The sequence below is a fragment of the Vibrio sp. CUB2 genome (assembly GCF_001557945.1).
GTDB classification, from domain to species: Bacteria; Pseudomonadota; Gammaproteobacteria; order Enterobacterales; family Vibrionaceae; genus Vibrio; species Vibrio owensii.
Genome location: NZ_LNRB01000006.1, coordinates 301373 through 321811, shown reverse-complemented (window position 1 = coordinate 321811; position 20439 = coordinate 301373). Strand labels below are relative to the sequence as shown.

At 47.6% G+C, this 20439-nt stretch carries 13 protein-coding genes; 4 read left to right on the top strand and 9 right to left on the bottom strand.

Annotated features, from left to right (window positions below):
* Positions 1 to 101: 101 nt before the first annotated feature.
* From ATB78_RS12555 to ATB78_RS12545, 3 genes are all read right to left on the bottom strand, one after another.
* Complete coding sequence (locus ATB78_RS12555; protein ID WP_038885079.1) at positions 102 to 614, bottom strand: protein disulfide oxidoreductase; 513 nt, start codon at positions 612 to 614, stop codon at positions 102 to 104.
* The gene (locus ATB78_RS12550) at positions 611 to 2722 is read right to left on the bottom strand and encodes a protein-disulfide reductase DsbD domain-containing protein (protein ID WP_061008813.1); all 2112 of its coding nucleotides are present in this window, start codon (positions 2720 to 2722) and stop codon (positions 611 to 613) included. The genes ATB78_RS12555 and ATB78_RS12550 overlap by 4 nt, the downstream gene beginning before the upstream one ends.
* Before the next feature lie 61 nt (positions 2723 to 2783).
* The gene (locus ATB78_RS12545; protein WP_005438907.1) at positions 2784 to 3182 is read right to left on the bottom strand and encodes a hypothetical protein; all 399 of its coding nucleotides are present in this window, start codon (positions 3180 to 3182) and stop codon (positions 2784 to 2786) included.
* A gap of 139 nt (positions 3183 to 3321) precedes the next feature.
* Between ATB78_RS12545 and ATB78_RS12540 the strand changes: the two genes are divergently transcribed.
* A complete protein-coding gene (locus ATB78_RS12540) occupies positions 3322 to 4227 on the top strand; it encodes a LysR family transcriptional regulator (RefSeq protein ID WP_061008812.1) in 906 nt (301 codons plus the stop codon).
* 66 nt (positions 4228 to 4293) lie between these two features.
* On the opposite strand, the gene ATB78_RS12535 is transcribed toward ATB78_RS12540, so the two are convergent.
* The 4 genes from ATB78_RS12535 to ATB78_RS12525 all read right to left on the bottom strand — a co-directional run bounded on the left by ATB78_RS12535 (position 4294) and on the right by ATB78_RS12525 (position 11491).
* Positions 4294 to 6474 (bottom strand): HD domain-containing phosphohydrolase, encoded by a 2181-nt coding sequence (locus ATB78_RS12535; protein WP_240537396.1) that lies wholly within the window; start codon positions 6472 to 6474, stop codon positions 4294 to 4296.
* Positions 6475 to 6484: 10 nt separating this feature from the next.
* Positions 6485 to 7426 carry a hypothetical protein gene (locus tag ATB78_RS30105; protein ID WP_240537395.1) on the bottom strand — a complete coding sequence of 314 codons (942 nt, stop codon included), beginning with the start codon at positions 7424 to 7426 and terminating at the stop codon, positions 6485 to 6487.
* A gap of 178 nt (positions 7427 to 7604) precedes the next feature.
* Positions 7605 to 8978 (bottom strand): melibiose:sodium transporter MelB, encoded by a 1374-nt coding sequence (gene melB, locus ATB78_RS12530; RefSeq protein WP_005438913.1) that lies wholly within the window; start codon positions 8976 to 8978, stop codon positions 7605 to 7607.
* 395 nt (positions 8979 to 9373) lie between these two features.
* On the bottom strand, positions 9374 to 11491 hold the full coding sequence (locus tag ATB78_RS12525) for an alpha-galactosidase (RefSeq protein ID WP_061008811.1): 2118 nt from the start codon (positions 11489 to 11491) through the stop codon (positions 9374 to 9376).
* Between the two features lie 838 nt (positions 11492 to 12329).
* Here ATB78_RS12525 and ATB78_RS12520 point away from each other — a divergent pair.
* From ATB78_RS12520 to ATB78_RS12510, 3 genes are all read left to right on the top strand, one after another.
* Positions 12330 to 13571, top strand: coding sequence for a carbohydrate porin (locus tag ATB78_RS12520; protein ID WP_061008810.1), 1242 nt, complete (start codon positions 12330 to 12332; stop codon positions 13569 to 13571).
* A gap of 69 nt (positions 13572 to 13640) precedes the next feature.
* Positions 13641 to 14516 (top strand): MalM family protein, encoded by an 876-nt coding sequence (locus ATB78_RS12515; protein ID WP_061008809.1) that lies wholly within the window; start codon positions 13641 to 13643, stop codon positions 14514 to 14516.
* Positions 14517 to 14606: 90 nt separating this feature from the next.
* Positions 14607 to 17699, top strand: coding sequence for a beta-galactosidase (locus ATB78_RS12510; RefSeq protein WP_061008808.1), 3093 nt, complete (start codon positions 14607 to 14609; stop codon positions 17697 to 17699).
* A gap of 97 nt (positions 17700 to 17796) precedes the next feature.
* On the opposite strand, the gene ATB78_RS12505 is transcribed toward ATB78_RS12510, so the two are convergent.
* Positions 17797 to 18396 carry a response regulator gene (locus tag ATB78_RS12505; protein ID WP_061008807.1) on the bottom strand — a complete coding sequence of 200 codons (600 nt, stop codon included), beginning with the start codon at positions 18394 to 18396 and terminating at the stop codon, positions 17797 to 17799.
* Complete coding sequence (locus ATB78_RS12500; RefSeq protein WP_061008806.1) at positions 18389 to 20281, bottom strand: sensor histidine kinase; 1893 nt, start codon at positions 20279 to 20281, stop codon at positions 18389 to 18391. The genes ATB78_RS12505 and ATB78_RS12500 overlap by 8 nt, the downstream gene beginning before the upstream one ends.
* Positions 20282 to 20439 lie beyond the last annotated feature (158 nt).

Here is a 20439-nt window from a genome sequence, read left to right as displayed (position 1 = left end):
CTCCTTGATCTTTGAACGTTTGCCAATGTAGCACGCCATACTCACCTGCACACTTATGTCATTGTAAAAGCGTGAAAAAAGTCGACGTGCTACGCATTGATTTAGGCCATCCAGATCCTTGCCAGAATGCCCATTGGCGTTGTAACGCCTGTGGTAATTGAGCTCACTTCTCCATCTTTTAGTACATAGATGGTCGGAGTCACGCTGATGCTCCATTCTTGCATGATGGCGCTTTTCGGATCGTTGATGTTATCGAACTGGTAGTCTTTAGACTGCATGAACTTTTGCACCCGTTCTTGCGGGCCAGATGCGCCAGATACCGCAACCACTTCGTAGTAATCGCTTAACCAACTCACGCTTGGGCTAACAAACTTACACGCTGGACACCACGTTGCCCAAAAGTACACCACAACGGGTTCTTCATGGCTTTTGGCAATCACATCGACAAATTCGCCATCGGCCATGATCGCACTCAGAGGTGGTGCTTGCTCTTTAGGGATGTCTTTAGTGCGATACCAATCCATGGCGACCGAAATCACGGTCACCATAAGGACAAGTTGTAGCGCTTGACTGAGCCAGTATTTGAGCGACTTGCGCTTTTTTACTGTGTTCACTTAATAGCGCCTCCACTTGCTTGTTCGATTGCTTTCACCACTACATCGTCAGTCAGAATTACTGGCAGAGGAATGCCCTCTGGCGCTGCTGGGCCATACACGATGTTAAATGGCACACCAAAGCGACCGTGCGCACGCAAGAAATCGGTCACTGAGCCATTCGGATGTGTCCAATCGCCTTTCAGTGTCGCCACGTTCGGGCTTTGCAACAGTGAGTAAACCGGATCTTGCCAGATCACGCCGATCTTGTTGGCTTTACAGGTCACACACCAATCTGCCGTCACATCGACAAACACCACACGGCCATTTTTCACGTGATCTGCAATCGCTTCGTTTGACAGTTTTTCCCAAGCCAAATCTTCTGGCAATGGCGTCGCCCAATGATTTGCAGTCACACTGCCTAGTACCAGACCACCAGCAATCAGAATCAACGAAACCGTGCCAGAAATCGCCAACGCTTTATTGCCATAAATACGCTTAACACGCGCCATGATGACGATGAACGCAATAAGGCCAATCAGAATGACCCAAAATACCGGCAAGTGATTCGCCATCAATGACAACAACCACGCACTGGTTGCCAACATCATGATGCCGAATACGATTTTCACGACATTCATCCATTGGCCTGGCTTTGGTAGCTTGAGTGCAATCCCCGGGAAGATAGCCACTAAGATCCAAGGCAGTGCCATACCCAGAGCTAACGCAGTGAAGATAGCAAACAGAGTCACTACGTCTGCACCCAGTGCAAACGCCACCGCAGTGCCTAAGAAAGGTGCAGAACAAGGCGTTGCTAGCAGAGTCGCGAACATACCTTGAACGTAATGCCCAAGTAGTGAGTTATCCCCTTTGGAAGCTAGCCAAGTGTTCGTCCCCGAAGACAAGCGAATTTCAAACAAGCCAAGCATGTTGGCACCAAACAATCCGGTCACCAACAGCATTAGACCTAAGAACCAAGGGCTTTGGAATTGCACGCCCCAACCGATGGCGTTACCAGTGAGCTTCAACACTAAGATAAAGCCAGCCAGCAACCAGAACGAAGTAAGAATACCTAGCGAAGAAGCCACGAACTGAGTGCGAATCTGACGACGCTCAACCCCTTGCGCCGCTACGATGCTGCTTAACTTCATGCCGAGAACTGGCAATACACAAGGCATGATGTTGAGAATCAAACCACCGAGTAACGCGAACAAGAAAATGTTCACCAGTGATGTACTTGGTAAGGCTTCAGTAATCACACCCGCTTTGGCTTGCGCGGTTTCTTGCGCCAATAAGTTGTTGTCTTTGATTGAGACATAAACCGATTGGTTATCCAGCTCTACGTCACCCAACCAAGTATTCACTAGGTAGTTGGCCGTAAGCGTGTTGCCTTCTTGATGCAGCCCTTCCAATTTGAAGCTGTAATCGCTGGTTGTTTCGTCAACGCCATCAACCAACACTTCTGGTTTTTGCCAACCTTGTGAGTTAGTCAGTTTGATTTGCAGCTTAGATTGGTTTGCATCCCAGTTCGCTTCTGTCACTTCAACAAATGGTGAAGCTTGAGGCACACTGCTTACCGCTTGCGCGTAAGTGAACATCACATCTTCATCGACTTGTAGGTCGGAAGGTAGGAAAGACAGTTGAATGTGGTAATCCGTCAGGACACAAATCGTTGTACATGAAGACAGCGTCAGCGTCGCATCAATCGTGACTGGCTTGTTCATGTCTTCGACGTGCAGCGTCATTGGGAAGACAGTGTCACCTTTGTAACCGAGCGTCTCGATGCCAAGCAGTTCGTATTTCTGTGGGTACGGCCATTGCCAATCCACTTTGGTCAGGTTTTGTGATTTTTCCCAATCAATGGAAGGTGCAACACCGCCCTCACCTGGCGAGCGCCAATAGGTTTTCCAGTCACCGGTCAGTTTGACATCAAGGTAACCTGTGATGGTGTTGGTATTCGGGTCTTGCTGTCCGGTTAAGACAAATCGTGTCTGCACAGGTGGGTGCTGAGGATTGGTCAGCCAACCTGTGTCCGTCGTTTGTGCCTGGGCAAACAGTGAGAATAAGCTCAGTGCCAACGTCATGATGAGCATCAACGCGGCTTGAGTCGTTTTTTTCATGTGGTTCATAGTTATTCCTAGTTAAAACAAGTGTAGAAAATCGCTGACGAAACTCGTCAGAAATCACTTGTCATTCGCGGAATACACACAAGGTGAGATGGACTCGATACTTTCGGGCTATCGGTTCGGTCCATTGCCTTTTGCTGGCGAACGCACAGCAGCGCCACACGACCAGCGCGAGGATGCCAACAAACAAAACAACGACCAAGGTTTCCAGTTGTTGCTGAGCAAATTGAATCAGCTTTTCAGACAACTCACATTTGCCAGATTTGTGTCCACTCTCTGCTTTTACGATTTTGACTTCATCGCCAACGACCGCAGAAGTAGAGCTCGCGTCATATTGCATGGCACAACTGAACATCAAGCCAGAATTTTTCATCAGACACACCACGATCACCCAGCCAATTAACGCTAGGAGCCATTTGCCCTGTTGTCGTGACGCAGCAGATTGTGAGGTGGATGAATGCATTCTAACTTCGATAAATGTGGAAACGCCGGAAATCATACGCAAGTTAGCATAAACCTCAAGTGGTATGATTTTTTGCGTCGCTCTCATTAGTAACTAATTATGATAGTCTTATGACTACCGTTTCCGTAAATAATTCAACATGCTCAATAAAGTTAATCTTGCTGATATTCGCTCGTTCGTTTTGATCGCTCAACTGGGTAACTTCACCAAAGCGGCAGAAGCCCTTTCGGTGTCGCGTTCTCATGTCTCTCGCCAAATCAGTGGGCTTGAAGCGCAAATGGGCGTGACCTTGCTAACTCGCACGACAAGAACACTGCGCCTGACTCATGCTGGAGAGCGTTTCTACCAAGAATGTGAGAAGGCACTGCACGATATCGACCAAGCGTTGATCGCCGCGGTCGACGACACTCAAGAAGTGCGCGGTTTGATTCGCGTAAACTGCGTGGGTGGTTATATCGGTGAAGACATCATTGCTAAATACGTCAATGAGTTCATGTTGGAATACCCGAACATTACGGTCGATCTCGACTTCTCTTCGCCACGCATTGATTTGATTGAAGATCAGTTCGACGTTGCGATTCGTATGGGTGAGTTGGAAGACGCAGGCTTTGTCGCACGTAAGCTGATGATGATTGATATGGTGACGCTTGCAAGCCCGAGATACTTGAAGACTTACGGCGAGCCAGTCACCCCAAAAGAGTTGGCGAAACATCGCACGCTAACGGGCTCAGTCACTCGCTGGAGTTACCGTAACGTTGCCAATCCAAAAGAGCACAGTGACGTAATTGTGAAAGGCAATCTGCGTTGCAAGAACGGCCGCGCACTTGTGATGGGCGCACTACACGGTAACGGAATTATTCGTGTGCCATTGAGTTACTGTGACGAGGAAGTCGAGCAAGGCCAACTGGTTAAAGTGATGTCGGAATGGGAGATCCCGTCTGTGCCGCTGTCCGCCATTTTCCATCGTGATCGCTACCAACCTAAACGTCTTCGTACCTTCATCGATTTCGTCAAAACCAAATTTGAGCAAGACTTTGATGTTTAAGTTTGGCGCATAAAAAAGTGCGTAAGAACCGAAGCGCTTACGCACATTATGCAAACTTGATAAAAGCTAAGATAGCTTCTCTAAATAGCCCTCAATATCGACATCATCAATCAACGCTTCCGGCAAGTATTGCTTCGCATAACGCAAATACGTTCCACTAGTAAGCAAAAGTCGGAACACGTCTTTATCGATGTGCCCACCCATCGCCATTTTAGACATGATATCGATCGCCTCACTCAGCGTTTTGGCTTTCTTGTAAGGTCGATCCGCCGCGGTTAACGCTTCGAAAATGTCTGCTACTGCCAGAATGCGTTCAGGGATCGATAGTTCCTCTCCCATCAAACCTCTCGGATAGCCGAAGCCTTCCATCGCCTCATGGTGAGTCGTGGCATAACGAGGAACGCGCTCAAGTTCGGGTGGGAACGGTATGCTTTCGAGCATCTTGATTCCGCTGATCATGTGCTCATTAATCTTAAAGCGCTCTTCTGCTGACAACGTACCGCGCTGCACGGCCAAGTTATACAGTTCACCATGGTTGTAGAGCTTCTCTGGCACTTTCATATTGATGCCAAATTCAGGGTCTATCTCAAATGCCTGCTCACGCTCAATCACATGCTCAGGACGATCAGAAAGCAGCTTCTCCGTTGCTGGCGTTGGTTGTGGTTGATAACGCGTTTCTTCTAATGGCGATAAACCAAGTCCGCAATCGAAGTAACGCGTCCACTCTTTCTCAGCCAACTTGTGTAGACGTTCGATGTCTTGATCTGACATAAACTCCGCCCCCACGTTCGCATTGGCGACAAATTCGAACTCTTCTTTCAGCTCCGCAAATTCTTGTTCCAATGCTTTCTCGGGTTGCTCATCGACACCCATCGTTTTTAGCTTTTTGAGTAGATATTGAACCTGCGCGTCTCGCCACAGCACCTCGAATCGCATGCGAACTTCGTGAATGCGGTTGTAGTTGGTTTCTAGCTTACTGCCTTTATCAACCACATACTCAGGCGTCGCGATCTTGCCACAATCATGAAGCCAAGCAGCGATGCGGAACTCACGACGCTCTTCATCGCTTTCAAAAGCAAACGACTCAAACGCCCCTTGATCTGACTTCTCGGCTTCTTCCGCCAGCATCAAAGCAATCTCCGGCACACGGTTACAGTGCCCCGCCGTATACGGAGACTTTTCATCGATCGCGCGTGCGATAAGCTGAATGACAGATTCAAAGAACTCATTTTGTCTTTGTTCAAACTGCTTAAGCGAGTTGCTGCCTCGCATCACTGAAAGACCAAGTTGGTGAATCTCTTCAATGCGTGAGTGAACACGCTGCACTTTGTCGTATTCGCGATCGCGTACAAACCTGACTTGCTTTCTCAAGGCATTAATGGGCTCGGAGATCGGTTTCGCCATCGTCCAGGCCACAGGAATCAGTAGCGCAAGCACAAACAGGGAAGCGCCAACCGCGTACAAAGTCACCTCATTAACCCCTGACATCACATAAGCTTCTGGTATCACTACGGCAAAATAACGTTCTTCTTTGTGGGTCAGTTTAGCCACGTAAACATACTTATCGATGCCATTCACTCGAACAAGGCGTACCGAATTGATGAATGTTGGATCCTGCGTGAACGCCACCAGCTCTTCATAAGGCATAAAGGTATAGGTGGATTGCGCTGCCCCGCCCTCAAACCATTTATGGCGAAGTTCTTTACGTTGTTCTGGTGTAATCGACTTAATCGCATGGTTAATGATCTCGACATACGCCTCTTGCCCTTTATTCATCAAATAGTAAAAAGCAGTCGGTAGATGAGCATCAGTGACTTGGCTAATCGTAAGATGCTGACGAAACTTCTCTCTCACCTTATTCATTAAGATTTGTTCAAGATCGAGCACAGCGACGACGTCATCGTTCAGCACCCCATCAATCGCATCATGAAGCGAGCTGTACGAAATGATGGTCATCTCTGGGTAGGCTTCTCTGAGATCGTCTTGGATACTCCAACCTTTCAACAAGCCAATTTTGTCCTGTTTCACTTGTTCTATCGTTGTGATGTGATGGTTCTCCTCCTTGGTTAAGAGGGCAAATTTCCCGTTGTACATTGGGGTGCCAACAACACTGAAGTTGGAAAGATCATCTTTATCGGCGATAGATTGAAGAATATCGATATTGCCTTTTCGAAAGTCTGCGACGAGCTCATTCCAGGTTCTTCCGTTTACAAACTTAAACCTAAGCCCGGTCATCTCGGAAATCATCTTAAACAAGTCAATCGTGAAACCATTTGGTCGGCCACCAACCGTGTAATCCAGAGGCCCAGTTATTTTGGTTTGAAACTTTTAACTCCGGCGCACGCGCAATTAATGCTCGTTGCTCATTGGTCAATTTCAAAGAAGACACCAAAGGCAATCGCTCTTCAATGTCGACCATTTTGTTGGTAGCAATTAAGCGACCATTCGCCTGAAAAATAAAGGCTTCTGCCGCTGGATCATTTTTGTTTTCAACAAAACGATTGGTCAATTGCTGTTCTAATGAAGAGAGTAAAATGTCCACGCCAACAACGGTGTCAGAGTCTGGCACCTTGATTGAGAACGTTTCTCCCGAGAGTTTCAGCGTGTTAAACAAATAAGGGGCTGTGTTGTACACCTCATCGTACTGCGCATTTTCGTACCAACTACGTTGAGTCGGAATGAAATTACTGAATTCTATGGCCGAGTGCCTAGGGACAAAGTTCGCATCGTAATAGATGCCCGACTTTCGGCGATTCTGCTTATCTCCACTGTGCACAACAAGCAGCCATTGGTCGCCTTTTCTCGCCTTTACCCGTGCTCGAATGTCATCTGATGTTAGGCTAATCAGTTGGAAGAAATCGTTATTCGCTTTTGCAACGAAAATACTGTGTAGATTGGAATCCCTTGCCAATAACTTGGACAACGGAATAACAATGCTTTCTTCAGGTGTATCAACGTCAATAAGGGAAACCAATTGAGCACCGCTTCGCGTTACGCTCTCGGCTAAACTTTGTAAATTAGAGAGGTGAGATGAGACACCCGTAGCAATGGCTTGATATCGAGTGAGGGTGTGTTGCAACTCAGCTTTTCTTGCAAAATGGTATTGCAAAGTTATCGCCACACCTGCTGTCACTAGGGTACAGAAGACAAACATCAACCCTAGCACTGTCCTTAACGAAATGCGTTTACGTTTTTTCATCGTTTTACCTTGGAGTAATCCAAGCGCCTTAATCCTTTAACCAACTGAAATTATTGTCTAAAAAATGGATTTCAGCCAATCAAGATATTTTATCGAAGCAAACAAAAACGCCTCCATTTGGAGGCGCTTTATCTTAGTGACTAAATTGAGTTGGGGTACTTAAGTGAAAACGCAACGATTATGCTTGTGCTGGTACGCTTTCAACTTGAGTTTGTTGCTCAGCTTCTTCTTTGTTGAAGCCTTCGTGCAGATGGTAGTAACGTTGGTAAATCACGCCACTGATGGTCATCATGATTGCAGGTAGACCAATCATCATAAATTCTAAGCCCATAATGGTGCTTGCTGATTGCTCTACGTTTGGTACGTAACCCACAACAGACAGACCAACACCCACGATGAAGCCACCTGCTGCGCCTGCGAATTTCACAAGCATGGTTTGTACTGAGAAGATAACGCTTTCGCTACGACGACCTGTTTTGTGCTCGCCGTAGTCCACAACGTCAGCCAGCATTACAGTTTGCAGCGCGTTCGCGATACCCACACCAAATTTAATTGCCGCACCCGCCATACCAATCATTAGCGCATTTGCTGGAGCGATGAAGCCCATCAATAGAAGAAGTACACAAGACAGAATTGGGAAGCCACAAGCGATAGGCCATAGAAGCTTACGTGGTAATAGAGAAGCGATACGAGGGAACAAGAACACGCCCGCCACTTCTGCTGCACCTGCAACCGCCATGTAAACTGGGAATAGTTCTGCGTTGCCCAGTGCGTAAGAGAAGTAGTAAATAGCGAAGCCACCAACCAATAGGTTCGCAATTTGGAAAGACAGAACCGTGCCGATTAGCGCTTTAAGCTGGTCGTTTTTACCGATGATAGTTAAAACGTCTTTGAAGCTGAATTTCTCTGCTGGTTTTGCGTTAGCTGGTGCTGCTTTCTCTTTTACGTTACGAGCAATCAAGAATGCACTCATTACAAACAGAACCGCAATCAGCATCGCAACATTGAAGAAACCGTCGCCTTGGTTGCCGTTACCTAGTTCGCCCACGATGTGCAGACCGTAAGTACCAGTAATGAACCATGCAAGGCTCGCGAACAGACGTGGCCACACCACCAACTTTTCACGTTCTTGGCGAGAGCTTGATAGCGCCGGAATCATTGACCAGTAAGGGATATCCATAATGGTGTACGTTAGACCCCAAAGGATGTATGCCGCTGCTGCGTAGATGTAAAGCGTAGTACCTTCAAACATGTGAGTACTGAAAAGGCCAACCAGTACTACTGCGTTTAATAACGTACCAATCACAATCCAAGGACGGAATTTACCGAATTTTGATCGCGTGTTGTCCACGATCACACCCATCATTGGGTCAGTAATCGCATCAATAATACGAGCGGCTAAGAAGATGGTACCAACGAAAGCAGCAGACAAGCCGGCTACGTCAGTGAAGTAGAACATTAAGAAGATGTAGATAGGTGCACAGGCAAAGTCTTTACCGAGTGCGCCAAGACCGTAGGACAGCTTGGTTTGTAGCGTAATTTTATCAGACATAATAGTTCCTTAGTGTCGTACTGCTATTCATTCCCCTAACTAGAATTCATAACGTCGACGTCTTTTATTTATATTTCGATGCTAATGCTACTCACACACTGAATGCCTTACTGTGATCAAAAACCGCTTTATGGAAACGTTTACAGGCAAGTTTTCAAAATGAGACATCGAACAATATTTAGACCTATTAATGCGAGGAGATCGTGTTATTTACGCCATTTTATCAACACTTTACGCTCATTAAGCATGAGAACGATTTCAAAACGGCCATTTAAAACCAACGCAAAAAGCCGTACAAACCTGATGTCTGTACGGCGATAGAAAACCAATGAGAAACGATGAAATCGTCTAAATAGCTATGATTCTAAATAGGCAAGGTTCTAAATAGATATGGCTTAGTGGATACGTTCGAATTTCACCAACATGGCACTTTCAGCGTCAAGGATTGGCATGGTTAAGCCAACCTCTTCACACCATGCGCCAGATAGCTCACAACCCGATTCAGTCCAAGGCGGTTGGTAATTCACGATGTCATCGTAGTTAGACGGTTTATCCAATACCGTCACTCGATATGTTGCTTGTGGATCCAAGCCCGGTACACGCAAATGCCCACTTAAAGAGTTCGTTGGCATCGCGAGCTGAGCGATCATCACCACGGCTTCCGATTGATCGTTTGAGACAACCGCATGAATTTGATGTGCTTTATCGTCCGTTGGGATTCGCCAAGTTCTGCCGCTGTGTAGCAATGGGCGCAGCATCTTGTGCAGCTTGATGTAGCGCTCAAAGCCTTCTTTTTCCGCTTGTTCTTCTTTCACTGGGTCAAGCTCAATCCCCATATGACCGAACAGTGCCGTAAGCCCACGGAACTCGATGCTGTGACGACGGCGCGTGCTATGACAATGGCTTGCACCAATATGGCTGCCCATCACTTCTGGCGGGAAGAAGTAGCTCATACCGCGTTGAATGGTTTGACGCTCAAGTGCGTCGTTATTGTCTGAAGCCCAGAATCGATGCGTGCGTTTCAGAACCTCAAAATCAATACGACCACCACCTGCCGCACAAGATTCAATCTCCACTTTCGGGTGCTTTTCACGAACTTTATCAACTAACTGGTAGTAACGTTGGGTTTGATTATGCGCCGCAGCCTGACCTAAGTGCGCTGGCTGAACGACTTCACGGTTCATATCCCACTTGATGTAAGCGATATTGTAAGTCGAGAGGAAATGATCCAATCGCTCAAACAGGAAGTTAAACGCATCATCGTTTTGTAAGTTGATCACGTATTGGTTGCGACCGGTTGGCTGATCGTAACCGTTTACAGCCAATAACCAATCAGGATGCGTACGGAACAATTCGGAATCTTTGTTGATCATCTCCGGCTCAAACCACAAACCAAATTCCATGCCCAATTTGTTTACGTGTTCCACAATCGGGTGCAAGCCATTTGGGTACTTAGCTTCACACAGGAACCAATCCCCTAGCCCTGCTTTGTCACCGTTACGCCCTTTGAACCAGCCATCATCAATGATAAAGCGTTCTACACCCATCTCTGCCGACTGAGTTGCCAACGACATGATGTATTCTGGATCGTGGTCGAAGTAGATGCCTTCCCACGTGTTGAGGTGGATTGGGCGAGGTTTGTCCGTGAAATCACTCGGCAAAATCATTTCGCGTACATGAGAGTGGAAGTGATGGCTCATACCATTCAAACCACAATGACTGTGGCTCGCGTACAGCCAAGGCGTTGTAATACTTTCCCCTTCTTTTAGCGCCACTTCACCAGGCAAGTAAATGACTTCAGCCTGCATGTAACGGCGGCCATCGGCTTTCACGTCTACACGCAATCTGTGGTTGCCACTCCATGCGAAATGGAAGCCCCACACATCGCCATTCATTTCATCAAAGTGAGTCGTGCCGGCAACAAGCGCAGGATAGTGCTCATGAGAAGTACGTCCACGACGGTTTTCTTGTTGGTAGCCGCCTTGCAGCAATGGCTGGCGCACCGTTTGGAACTCATGAACCCAGCGGCCGTAGTAAGTCATCAACTCATTCGCACGAGCTGGCAAAGGCAACGTATTGGCAAGACGGTTCACATGATAAACGCCTGCTTTTTTGTTGGTGAGCGTATGACGCGTTTTCACCACATCGTTGCTATCAAGCTTAAGCTCGGTTTGTAAACGAAGACCTGCGATTGCATCTTCGCTCTCAATCACAATACTGTCTTGCTGTTGTTCAATATGGGAGATGACAAACACTGGAGCCCAATCTTGACCATCGCGATGCCCTTCCACACCAGGGCTGCTGAAAACGCCACGACCAAGCTCTGGGTGTAGAGTCATGGATACGTCGCTGTCCAAACGACCGTATGGCACGGGACGATGTAAAGCCATGCGGAAACCACTAAGGTCACCAACTACTTTTTGTCCCCAATGCAGAATCTCTGCATATTCGCCCAACTCTACAATCAATTGAGTTTGCTGACCGGTTAGCTCAATCAGTGTTTTGTCCGTCATCTTGTCTTACCTTGAAACTGGAAATTACGCTGCATCATAATGAAAAAAACAAAAGAATCTGTGAGCCACTCCAAAATCATGGAAACGTTTACAGTTAATTTTCCAAACTTGTGCCATCGCCCGCTACGCCTTATTCCTTCTTATATTACGCAGCGATCAGCTCCTCAAACCTCAGATTCTTTGGTAACTGAGCTCTTTAAAGTACTGCACGTAAATTCGAATACTAAACTGATTTATAAAGGATTTTTCGTTATTTAATTCATTACCTTACAACAACAAAATCATAAATAAGGTTACAGACCGCTCAGTTGAACTCCTCACCTCTTGAAGTGGTTAACCGACAACCGTATTCTTGAGGCTTCGAGATTCTTTATGAAGTGTCTCTCTTGGGTCCTAACTCAAAATCCCAGTTTGACGATACCGCAAATGCTCGTGTGCAGTGCGCCCGCGAACCACTTGTTGTATATACTTCCTTGTCTCACATGCCCAGTTGATTTCAATTGGGCTCTCTTTCCTCTTCTTCCTAATAACTTCCTTTTCTTAGAAAAAATCCAATTTAAATCATCACCTTAAATAACATCTAGCCCATTATCCAAACCCAAACACTGCCCAACCAAAGTAAACGATTCCAACTTGCGTGGTTAGAAATCAATCTAAAATCGCGCTTAAAACCTCAATTTAAGAGATCATAATCACACAAAATAGTAATAACCCCCTCATTACGACAAAAATGCCAACCTCATCATGAAAACGTTTCCAGAGTTTATTTACACTGCGCAGCGAGTTAGGACTCAAACCAATAAAAAATAAATCCATAAAAATAGAATGGAGACACTTCATGAAACAAAAGACGCTTGTAAGAGCGCTTGGGTTAACCCTCGCCCTAGCACCGCTTGCTGGTATGGCTGCAGTGGAGAACATCACTTACTTCGGCTACGCCAAGTGGGGCAACATTTACACCGATAACGATGAACACAATGGTGGCAAAGGCGAACGCAACGATGTGATTCGTGCTGGTCAAAGTTACGGTAACTACCGTTTGGGTAACGAACTGAACTGGTGGGAAGCGGGCCTCAAAGCCGACGTTTGGCAACAAGGCGACGCGTACTTTGATACCACTCTTTACCTTGGTAGTGGCGAAAGCTGGGGTGACGTTAGCTTGATCCAAATGTGGTCAGCAGGTCATGGTCTGTTTGAAGGCCAAGCGGATGCCACCGTTTGGGCGGGCGAACGTTTTTACCGCCGTCATGAAGTGCACATGATCGACATTAAATACTGGGACACATCGAGCACAGGTATCGGTATTGAAAACTGGGATCTTGGCTTTGCTAAAGGTCACATCGCATGGATGGCGCCAAACTCTAGCGCAGATGGCCGCAGCTTACACAACATTGACGCACGTTTAAGCGGCATTGAACTGAGCGACAGCGCAGATCTTACGGTCGGTTTGAACTACGTGTTCACGCAAAACTCTAGTTATGACGAAAGTGACATCACCACTTCTGGCGCCATGCTTTCTGCACTTTACCGTCAAGCTTGGAACTATGGTTCAAACACATTCGCTTTCCAATACGGTACGGATGCGCTTGCGGGCGGCTTGATGAGTGCTGAAGGCGGCTCAAACCGTAAATACAACACAGGCGTTGAGCACGATGGTTACAGCTGGCGTATTTTCAACTCTGGCGATCTTAACGTGAATGAAGATTTCCAAGTGATGTACTCCATCGCTTACCAAGACAAAAATCTGGATAACAACGAAGGTGAGAAATGGTTCAGCGTGGGCGCTCGTCCTCAGTACAGCTGGACAGAATACATGGCAACCGCACTTGAAGTTGGCTACGAATCAGTCGAAGCACAAAACGGCGCTGGCACCAACGACATGTACAAAGTGACGGTGGCGCAAATGTTCCAAGCAGGCAAAGGCGTTTGGGCTCGTCCATCATTGCGCTTGTTCGCGACCTACTCAGAGAAAACCGATGAGTGGAACCGTGGTGGCGAAGTCTACGGCCATGCTCGCAGTACTGGTGGACAAAACGTCGACGAAATCACCTTCGGCTTTAACGTCGAAACATGGTGGTAATCCAAACCCGCTACTATTTATGAACCCAACGGGGTGAGTAATACGCTCACCCCACAAAGGACAACGCAGATGAAACTAAAACCGCTAGCAACTCTATTCATGGCTCTGTCTCTTGGCGCGTGCAGTGGATTACCAGAGCAAACCTTTAATACCGATTTGAGCCAGCCACAATGTTGCTCAACGTTAGATGCTTTGCCTCTGACCGCCCTATCGATTCCTTTCCACCAGCAGGTGGTTATGGATGCAAATCTGCCAAGTATGAGCAGTGCGGTTTTACTTTCTTCAGATTCTGCTTCATCCAAACCGCTCCCAGTGATGAGCTATCAAATCACTTCTGACGCACCATTTTCGCTGCTTGTTCGCTCTTATGTTGATAACAATGCGCTATTTGCTGCGAACGTTCTTATTTATGACGCGAAATGGCAGCTTCTAACCGATTACTCAGCAAAAGACTTTAGCTACCACACAACGGGCATGCGCGGCTTAGAACGTGTTGAACAAGTGATCACGGTGAACCCACAACTTAATGGCGCGAAATACGTGGTCATCGCTTCAGATTCGACACTGCTTGGCACCGAATTGACTCGCAAGCACCCAGAAGAAGTCTACGCAGAAACACAAAACGTTATTGGCAGTAAACAGCTTCCGCTCACTGCTCAGTTCCAACCTTTTGGCGTTATTGATGTCACGGCGAGCGCCTCCGACAACAACGCGGTGTTAACGCTTTTGGCGGAATTGGGCACACAAACCAACGACACCGCAAAAGCAGAGTTAACCCCTGCCGCATCACCTGAAGCACAAGATGAATGGACGTTGTACCAATCTCAAATCGATGCAGCGCTCAAAGACAACGACGTAAAACAAGCTGCGGCGATTGCCAACCAAGCAGCTGAGCAAGGCTTTACCCAAGCAAAAGATTATCTCGTGAAGCAATTAGCGAAATAACGCTTCACAACAAGACGAAAGACACTCTCGCTGCGGATTCAAGTTCCGTAGCGAAACAAAATTAGAAACAAAAAGTTAAGTAGGAAAACCATGAAGGCATTTTCAGAAATTCTCCAAAGACGCGACTGGGAAAACCCGCAATCAGTGAACATTCACTGTCTTAAGGCTCACAGCCCTCTTTCCAGTTTCCGCGATATTGACCATGCCCGCGAAGGTATTCAAGCCCAGCGTCAATCGCTGAACGGACAATGGAAATTCAAACTGTTTGATACGCCAGAGCAAGTTGACGGCGAGTTCATCGAGTCACAATTCAATGACAAAGACTGGGATGAGATTACTGTCCCTTCAAACTGGCAAATGCAAGGTTACGACAAGCCTATCTACGCCAACGTGAAATACCCATTCGAAGTAAACCCGCCGTTTGTACCAAGTGATAACCCAACGGGTTGCTACCGCACTACCGTGTCACTTTCAGCAGAAGATTTAGCCAATACGCAGCGCATTATCTTTGATGGCGTGAACTCGGCTTTCCACCTTTGGTGTAACGGCACTTGGGTTGGCTACAGTCAAGATAGCCGTCTGCCTTCTGAATTCGACCTAACGCCTTACCTTGTGGCGGGTGACAACAGCCTAGCCGTCATGGTGATTCGTTGGAGTGATGGCAGCTACCTAGAAGACCAAGATATGTGGTGGTTAAGTGGTATCTTTCGCGACGTGACTTTGCTGTCTAAACCACAACACTGCATTGAAGATGTGTTCATCACACCGGATTTAGACGCGTGTTACCGCGATGGTTCACTGTCGGTTGTGACTTCGATTTCTGCGCCGGACACCTACCAAGTTCAAGTGCAGCTGTTTGATGGCGAACAAGCCGTGACAGAGCCACGCATCAACCGCCCACACAACCGTCGCATTGACGAACGTGGTACGTGGGATGACGTGGTATTCCAAACATTGCACGTACGCGAGCCAAAGAAATGGACAGCGGAAACACCGAACCTTTACCGGTTAGTCGTTTCATTGATGGATGAAAATGGCACGCACTTAGAAAGCGAAGCGTACCCTGTGGGCTTCCGTAAAGTCGAAATCACCGATGGCCAATTGAAGCTAAACGGTAAGCCTTTGTTGATCCGCGGCGTGAACCGTCACGAACATCACCCAGAGCTTGGTCATGTGATGACGGAAGAAGACATGATCCGCGACATCTGCTTGATGAAACAATACAACTTCAACGCGGTACGTACAGCGCACTACCCGAACCACCCTCGTTGGTACGAACTGTGTGACCAATACGGCTTGTACGTGTGCGATGAGGCGAACATCGAAACTCATGGCATGCAACCAATGAACCGCCTATCGAGCGATCCACAATGGGCGCACGCTTACATGAGCCGCTACACCCAAATGGGGATGCGCGATAAGAACCACCCTTCGATCATCATCTGGTCTTTAGGTAACGAATCCGGTCACGGCAGCAACCACAATGCGATGTACGCTTGGTCTAAAAACTACGACCCGTCTCGCCCAGTACAATACGAAGGCGGCGGTTCAAACACCACGGCAACCGACATCATTGCGCCAATGTACGCGCGTGTGAATACGGTCATCGAAGATGAAGCCGTGCCTAAATGGGCAATCAAGAAATGGGTGTCGTTACCAAATGAAACTCGTCCTTTGATTTTGTGTGAATACGCACACGCGATGGGCAACAGTCTGGGTAGCTTTAATGACTACTGGGATGCGTTCCGCGATTACCCTCGCCTACAAGGTGGCTTTATTTGGGATTGGGTGGATCAAGGCTTGAGCCAATGGGATGAAAACGGCCAACACTTCTGGGCTTACGGCGGTGACTTTGGTGATGAAATCAATGACCGTCAGTTCTGCATCAACGGTTTGATCTTCCCAGATCGCACGGTTCATCCAACGTTGGAAGAAGCAAAATACTGCCAACGCATGATCACCGTATCACTGCAAGAACAAAACAAAGAAGCTTGCACACTATTGGTAACTAACGAGAACTTGTTCCGCGCGACCGATAACGAGCAATTGAACTGGTCTCTGTTGGAAGATGGCAAAGTCATCCAAACGGGTTCATTGGCGCTTAACGTAGAAGCAGACAGCCAAGCAAGCATTGAGATTGCCCTTAATTTCACGCCAAAAGCGGAAGCGCAATATCACTTAAATACCGACATTACTCTGATTGCTGCAACGCCTTGGGCTGACGCAGAACACTTCGTCGCTTCTGAGCAAATGTCACTACGCAATACAGCAGGCCTTGCTCTGCCAACATTGGAAACGCAACCAGCGCCAATGCTAACGCAGCAAGACAACACCGTTTTGGTATCTAGCTTGGATGAAAAACATCAATGGCGTTGGGATAGCCAAACGGGCTTGATGACCGACTGGCGTGTCGATGGTGAAGTACAAATGCTTGCAGCACCACAAGATAACTTCTTCCGTGCACCACTGGATAACGACATCGGCGTGAGCGAAATCGACAACGTCGATCCAAACGCTTGGATGTGTCGTTGGGATATGGCGGGTATCGGCCAGTGGGACCGCCAATGCGTCGCTTGCCACAGTGAAACTCTGGCACATGCGGTGAAAGTGACTTCGACGTTCGCTTACCACTTTAATGGTGAAGTACAAGCGATCACGACTTGGACGCACACCCTGAGCAATAACGGTGAGATGGCATTGGCTGTCGACGTGAAATTGGCTGATGATTTACCACCAATGCCACGCATCGGTTTGGAGTTCGAACTGCCATTGAATGAGCAAAATGCTCCAATAACATGGCAAGGCTTAGGCCCATTTGAAAACTACCCTGACCGTTTGGCAGCAGCGCGCTTCGGCCAGCACACACAAACACTTGAACAAATGCACACGCCGTACATTTTCCCAACCGACAGCGGTCTGCGCTGTGGTACGCAATGGTTGAAGGTGAATGAGTTAGAAATCTCGGGTGACTTCCAGTTCAGTGTGAGTCAGTACGCTCAGCAGCACTTAGCTGCAGCGAAACACACCAACGATTTAGTCGCAGAAGAGAAGATTTACGTGCGCCTAGATCATAAACACATGGGCGTTGGCGGTGATGACTCTTGGAGCCCAAGTGTGCACAAGGAATTCCAGTTAACGGACAATCAATACGCTTACAAAGTGACGTTTAAACCCGCTCAGTAATCGATTGATACCCTAAACAAAAAAACACGTCAGTGTGGCTTAATCCCCAAGTTTCGGCTTGGGGATTTTTTATTTGAGCATAAGTTTTATGCCTGTTTTATTGCGCCAGCTTGCCGTAGATGTAAGCCAGCTCTGCCACGGTTTTTGCCGAGAACTTTTTCAACAGACTTGCGCGATGCACTTCCACTGTTCGCATCGCAATACACAACTCATCGGCAATGCGAATATTGCGCTTACCTGCGATGATCAAACGAAGAATGTCTTTCTCTCTTGGCGTCAGTAATTCATACGCGGCTTTCGCGCCCGCGATATCCAGATTCGCCGCAGATTGAACTTGGCCTTTCAGAATCGCTTGTGCCAGTTCATCCCCTTTTACTGGCTTTTGGAAAAAATTCACCGCGCCAGCTTGCAGCGCATCCACCGCCATTGGTACATCGCCATGTCCGGTTAAGTAAATCACTGCCAATGGACTTTTGGCTTCATTGAGAATTTGATGCACTTGTTGGCCACGCAAATTGGGCATTCGGCTATCCAGAATCACACAGCCTGCTTGATGGATATCCACGCCATCAAGAAATGCCTGCCCATCGGCAAACGTCGTCACAGAGAAGTCATGTTCTTCGAGCATAAATGCCAACGAATCTCGCACCGACTCATCATCGTCGACCACAAATACGGGCAGTTGCTTATCACTCATTCACTTCTCCTGTGTTTCTTTTTGTTTGCTCTTCGTCGTTGCGTTTTGCATCGGTTGTTTTCATGGTTTGATACGGCAAGGTTAATACCACCAAGCAACCGTGTGGCTGAGTAGATTGGATAACGAATTCACCACCGTGCATCTCCATAACATCACGACAGATCGCCAGGCCCAGCCCTAGCCCTTCCTGTTTTGTGCTCACAAAGGCGGCGGTTGGGTTCTCATGCTCCAAGCCCGTACCGTTATCCAACACTCGAATCGACATACTTTGGGCTTGATAATCCGTGTGAAGCGCAATTTTGCCTTGATAACTATTAGGGTGATTTTCTGCGTACATCACACAAGCATCTATCGAGTTGTTCATCACGTTCACCAGCACTTGCTGCAGACCTACGGCATCAGCTTCGACCCTTTGGGGTTGTCCTTCGGTGCTGCGAACCACTTCAATGCCTTGTTTCTGCAAGCGGAAATTCAGCAGCTCAACCGTATCCGAGATCAGTTGCTCCACATCGCACGCAGCCATGTCGACGCTGCGCTTTTTAATCAAGGTTCGTAGGCGACAAACGATCGCGTCGGCGCGTTCTACTTGAGTCTGGATCTTTTCTAATACCGGCACGATATCTTCATGAGGACGCTTCTTAGCTAATCGTAACAAGCCACCTTCGCTGTAGTTTCGGATCGCCGCTAAAGGTTGGTTAATCTCGTGCGCAAGACTGCTGCCCAATTCACCCACAATGGCCACTCGTTGTGAGTGCTCTAGCATTTCACTCTTCTCTTTTAAGCGCAGTAAGGTTTTCTCTAGCGCTTGTTTACTCTTGCTGAAACGATACTCCAGCCAGAAGTGGTAAATGTTCAACACAATAACAAACAGAAACAACGCCCACGCCCATTCTTGATGGAAACGCAACCAGCGCAACGCCTCTTTCCACCAAGGTTGCTGCAATGGGTGCAAGTCCATCGCTTGGTAGAGTTTATCTATCGACAACAAGCTGACTGGTGATGTCCAACCGGATGCTTTAGCTGCAATCGCAGCGGGATTATCAGCAGGCATCGCAAGTAAGGCTCGACTGATCTTCTTAGCTAATTGGGACGATCCACGCTCCGTTTTCGCAAAGGACCAGTTTGGATACAGAGGCGTCGACACTGCACACTCGGTTTGAGGAAGTTTAAGCGGACTTAAAACCCGCAGTTGCCCCTCTTCCAATAGTCCTTCGCCTTCCATTTGCTCAACCAAACAAGCTGGAACCACGGCGGCTTCCACATTGTGATCACGCAGTTGGTAGAGGTTGGCATCAATTGGGAAACCTAAAAAGCGCACGTCCGAGAAGAAGTCATTCGGATCTAACCCTTTCTCTATCACTTGATAACGCAATGTGAGGTAACCACCAAAGGCTTTCTCTGACACCGCTGCAATCGGCAAACCGGACACATCATTGAGTGTGGAATAAGGCGAATCAGAACGCACCACCAGCGCCGATCCAATGCCGTAATTGGAGTTTTCTGGCGCTTGGCTGGTCAACGTCGCTATCCAAGACAACGCGTACTGACGCCCCAAACGCACCGCTTGTCCGGGGTTAGTGAGAATGAAGTCCATGCTTTGGTTTTCGACTGCTTTGGTCATGCCATCGAGATCTAGCGGATGGAGAACAAACCGCACTTCAGGGATCTGTTGATTGAGCCAGTAAATCGTCGGTTGCCAACGCTGCTCCGCATATAAATGGCCACGTATGGCTAGCACACCCACATCGACTTGCGGTTTAGAGAAAGCGCTGGAATCTAATGTTTGTGTTGGAGCTGCATGTGCCAAAAAAACCGTGAGGCAGCCGAGCATAAGACTGATAAAAACAATCCATAAGCGAATGAAGTTTAGCGATTTTTTCAGCATGAATTGTTTCTTAATCCTCGGTATTGGGAGCATCAGAATAACAGCAACATAGCGGAATCCACATTTGTTTTAGATCAACTTTGCTCTCGGTATGTGGAAATCCACTATATCGGCAAAGGGCTGCAATTCTGACAATGAAAACAAGCTCTAATCAATCT

Bases quoted from the DNA above. Each gene is read 5' to 3' on its own strand.
- ATB78_RS12505 (WP_061008807.1), bottom strand. From the start codon at position 18,396: ATGAGTGATAAGCAACTGCCCGTATTTGTGGTCGACGATGATGAGTCG.
- ATB78_RS12545 (WP_005438907.1), bottom strand. From the start codon at position 3,182: ATGCATTCATCCACCTCACAATCTGCTGCGTCACGACAACAGGGCAAA.
- ATB78_RS12520 (WP_061008810.1), top strand. From the start codon at position 12,330: ATGAAACAAAAGACGCTTGTAAGAGCGCTTGGGTTAACCCTCGCCCTA.
- ATB78_RS12550 (WP_061008813.1), bottom strand. From the start codon at position 2,722: ATGAACCACATGAAAAAAACGACTCAAGCCGCGTTGATGCTCATCATG.
- ATB78_RS12510 (WP_061008808.1), top strand. From the start codon at position 14,607: ATGAAGGCATTTTCAGAAATTCTCCAAAGACGCGACTGGGAAAACCCG.
- ATB78_RS30105 (WP_240537395.1), bottom strand. From the start codon at position 7,426: ATGAAAAAACGTAAACGCATTTCGTTAAGGACAGTGCTAGGGTTGATG.
- ATB78_RS12500 (WP_061008806.1), bottom strand. From the start codon at position 20,281: ATGCTGAAAAAATCGCTAAACTTCATTCGCTTATGGATTGTTTTTATC.
- ATB78_RS12525 (WP_061008811.1), bottom strand. From the start codon at position 11,491: ATGACGGACAAAACACTGATTGAGCTAACCGGTCAGCAAACTCAATTG.
- ATB78_RS12540 (WP_061008812.1), top strand. From the start codon at position 3,322: ATGCTCAATAAAGTTAATCTTGCTGATATTCGCTCGTTCGTTTTGATC.
- melB (WP_005438913.1), bottom strand. From the start codon at position 8,978: ATGTCTGATAAAATTACGCTACAAACCAAGCTGTCCTACGGTCTTGGC.
- ATB78_RS12515 (WP_061008809.1), top strand. From the start codon at position 13,641: ATGAAACTAAAACCGCTAGCAACTCTATTCATGGCTCTGTCTCTTGGC.
- ATB78_RS12535 (WP_240537396.1), bottom strand. From the start codon at position 6,474: ATGATTTCCGAGATGACCGGGCTTAGGTTTAAGTTTGTAAACGGAAGA.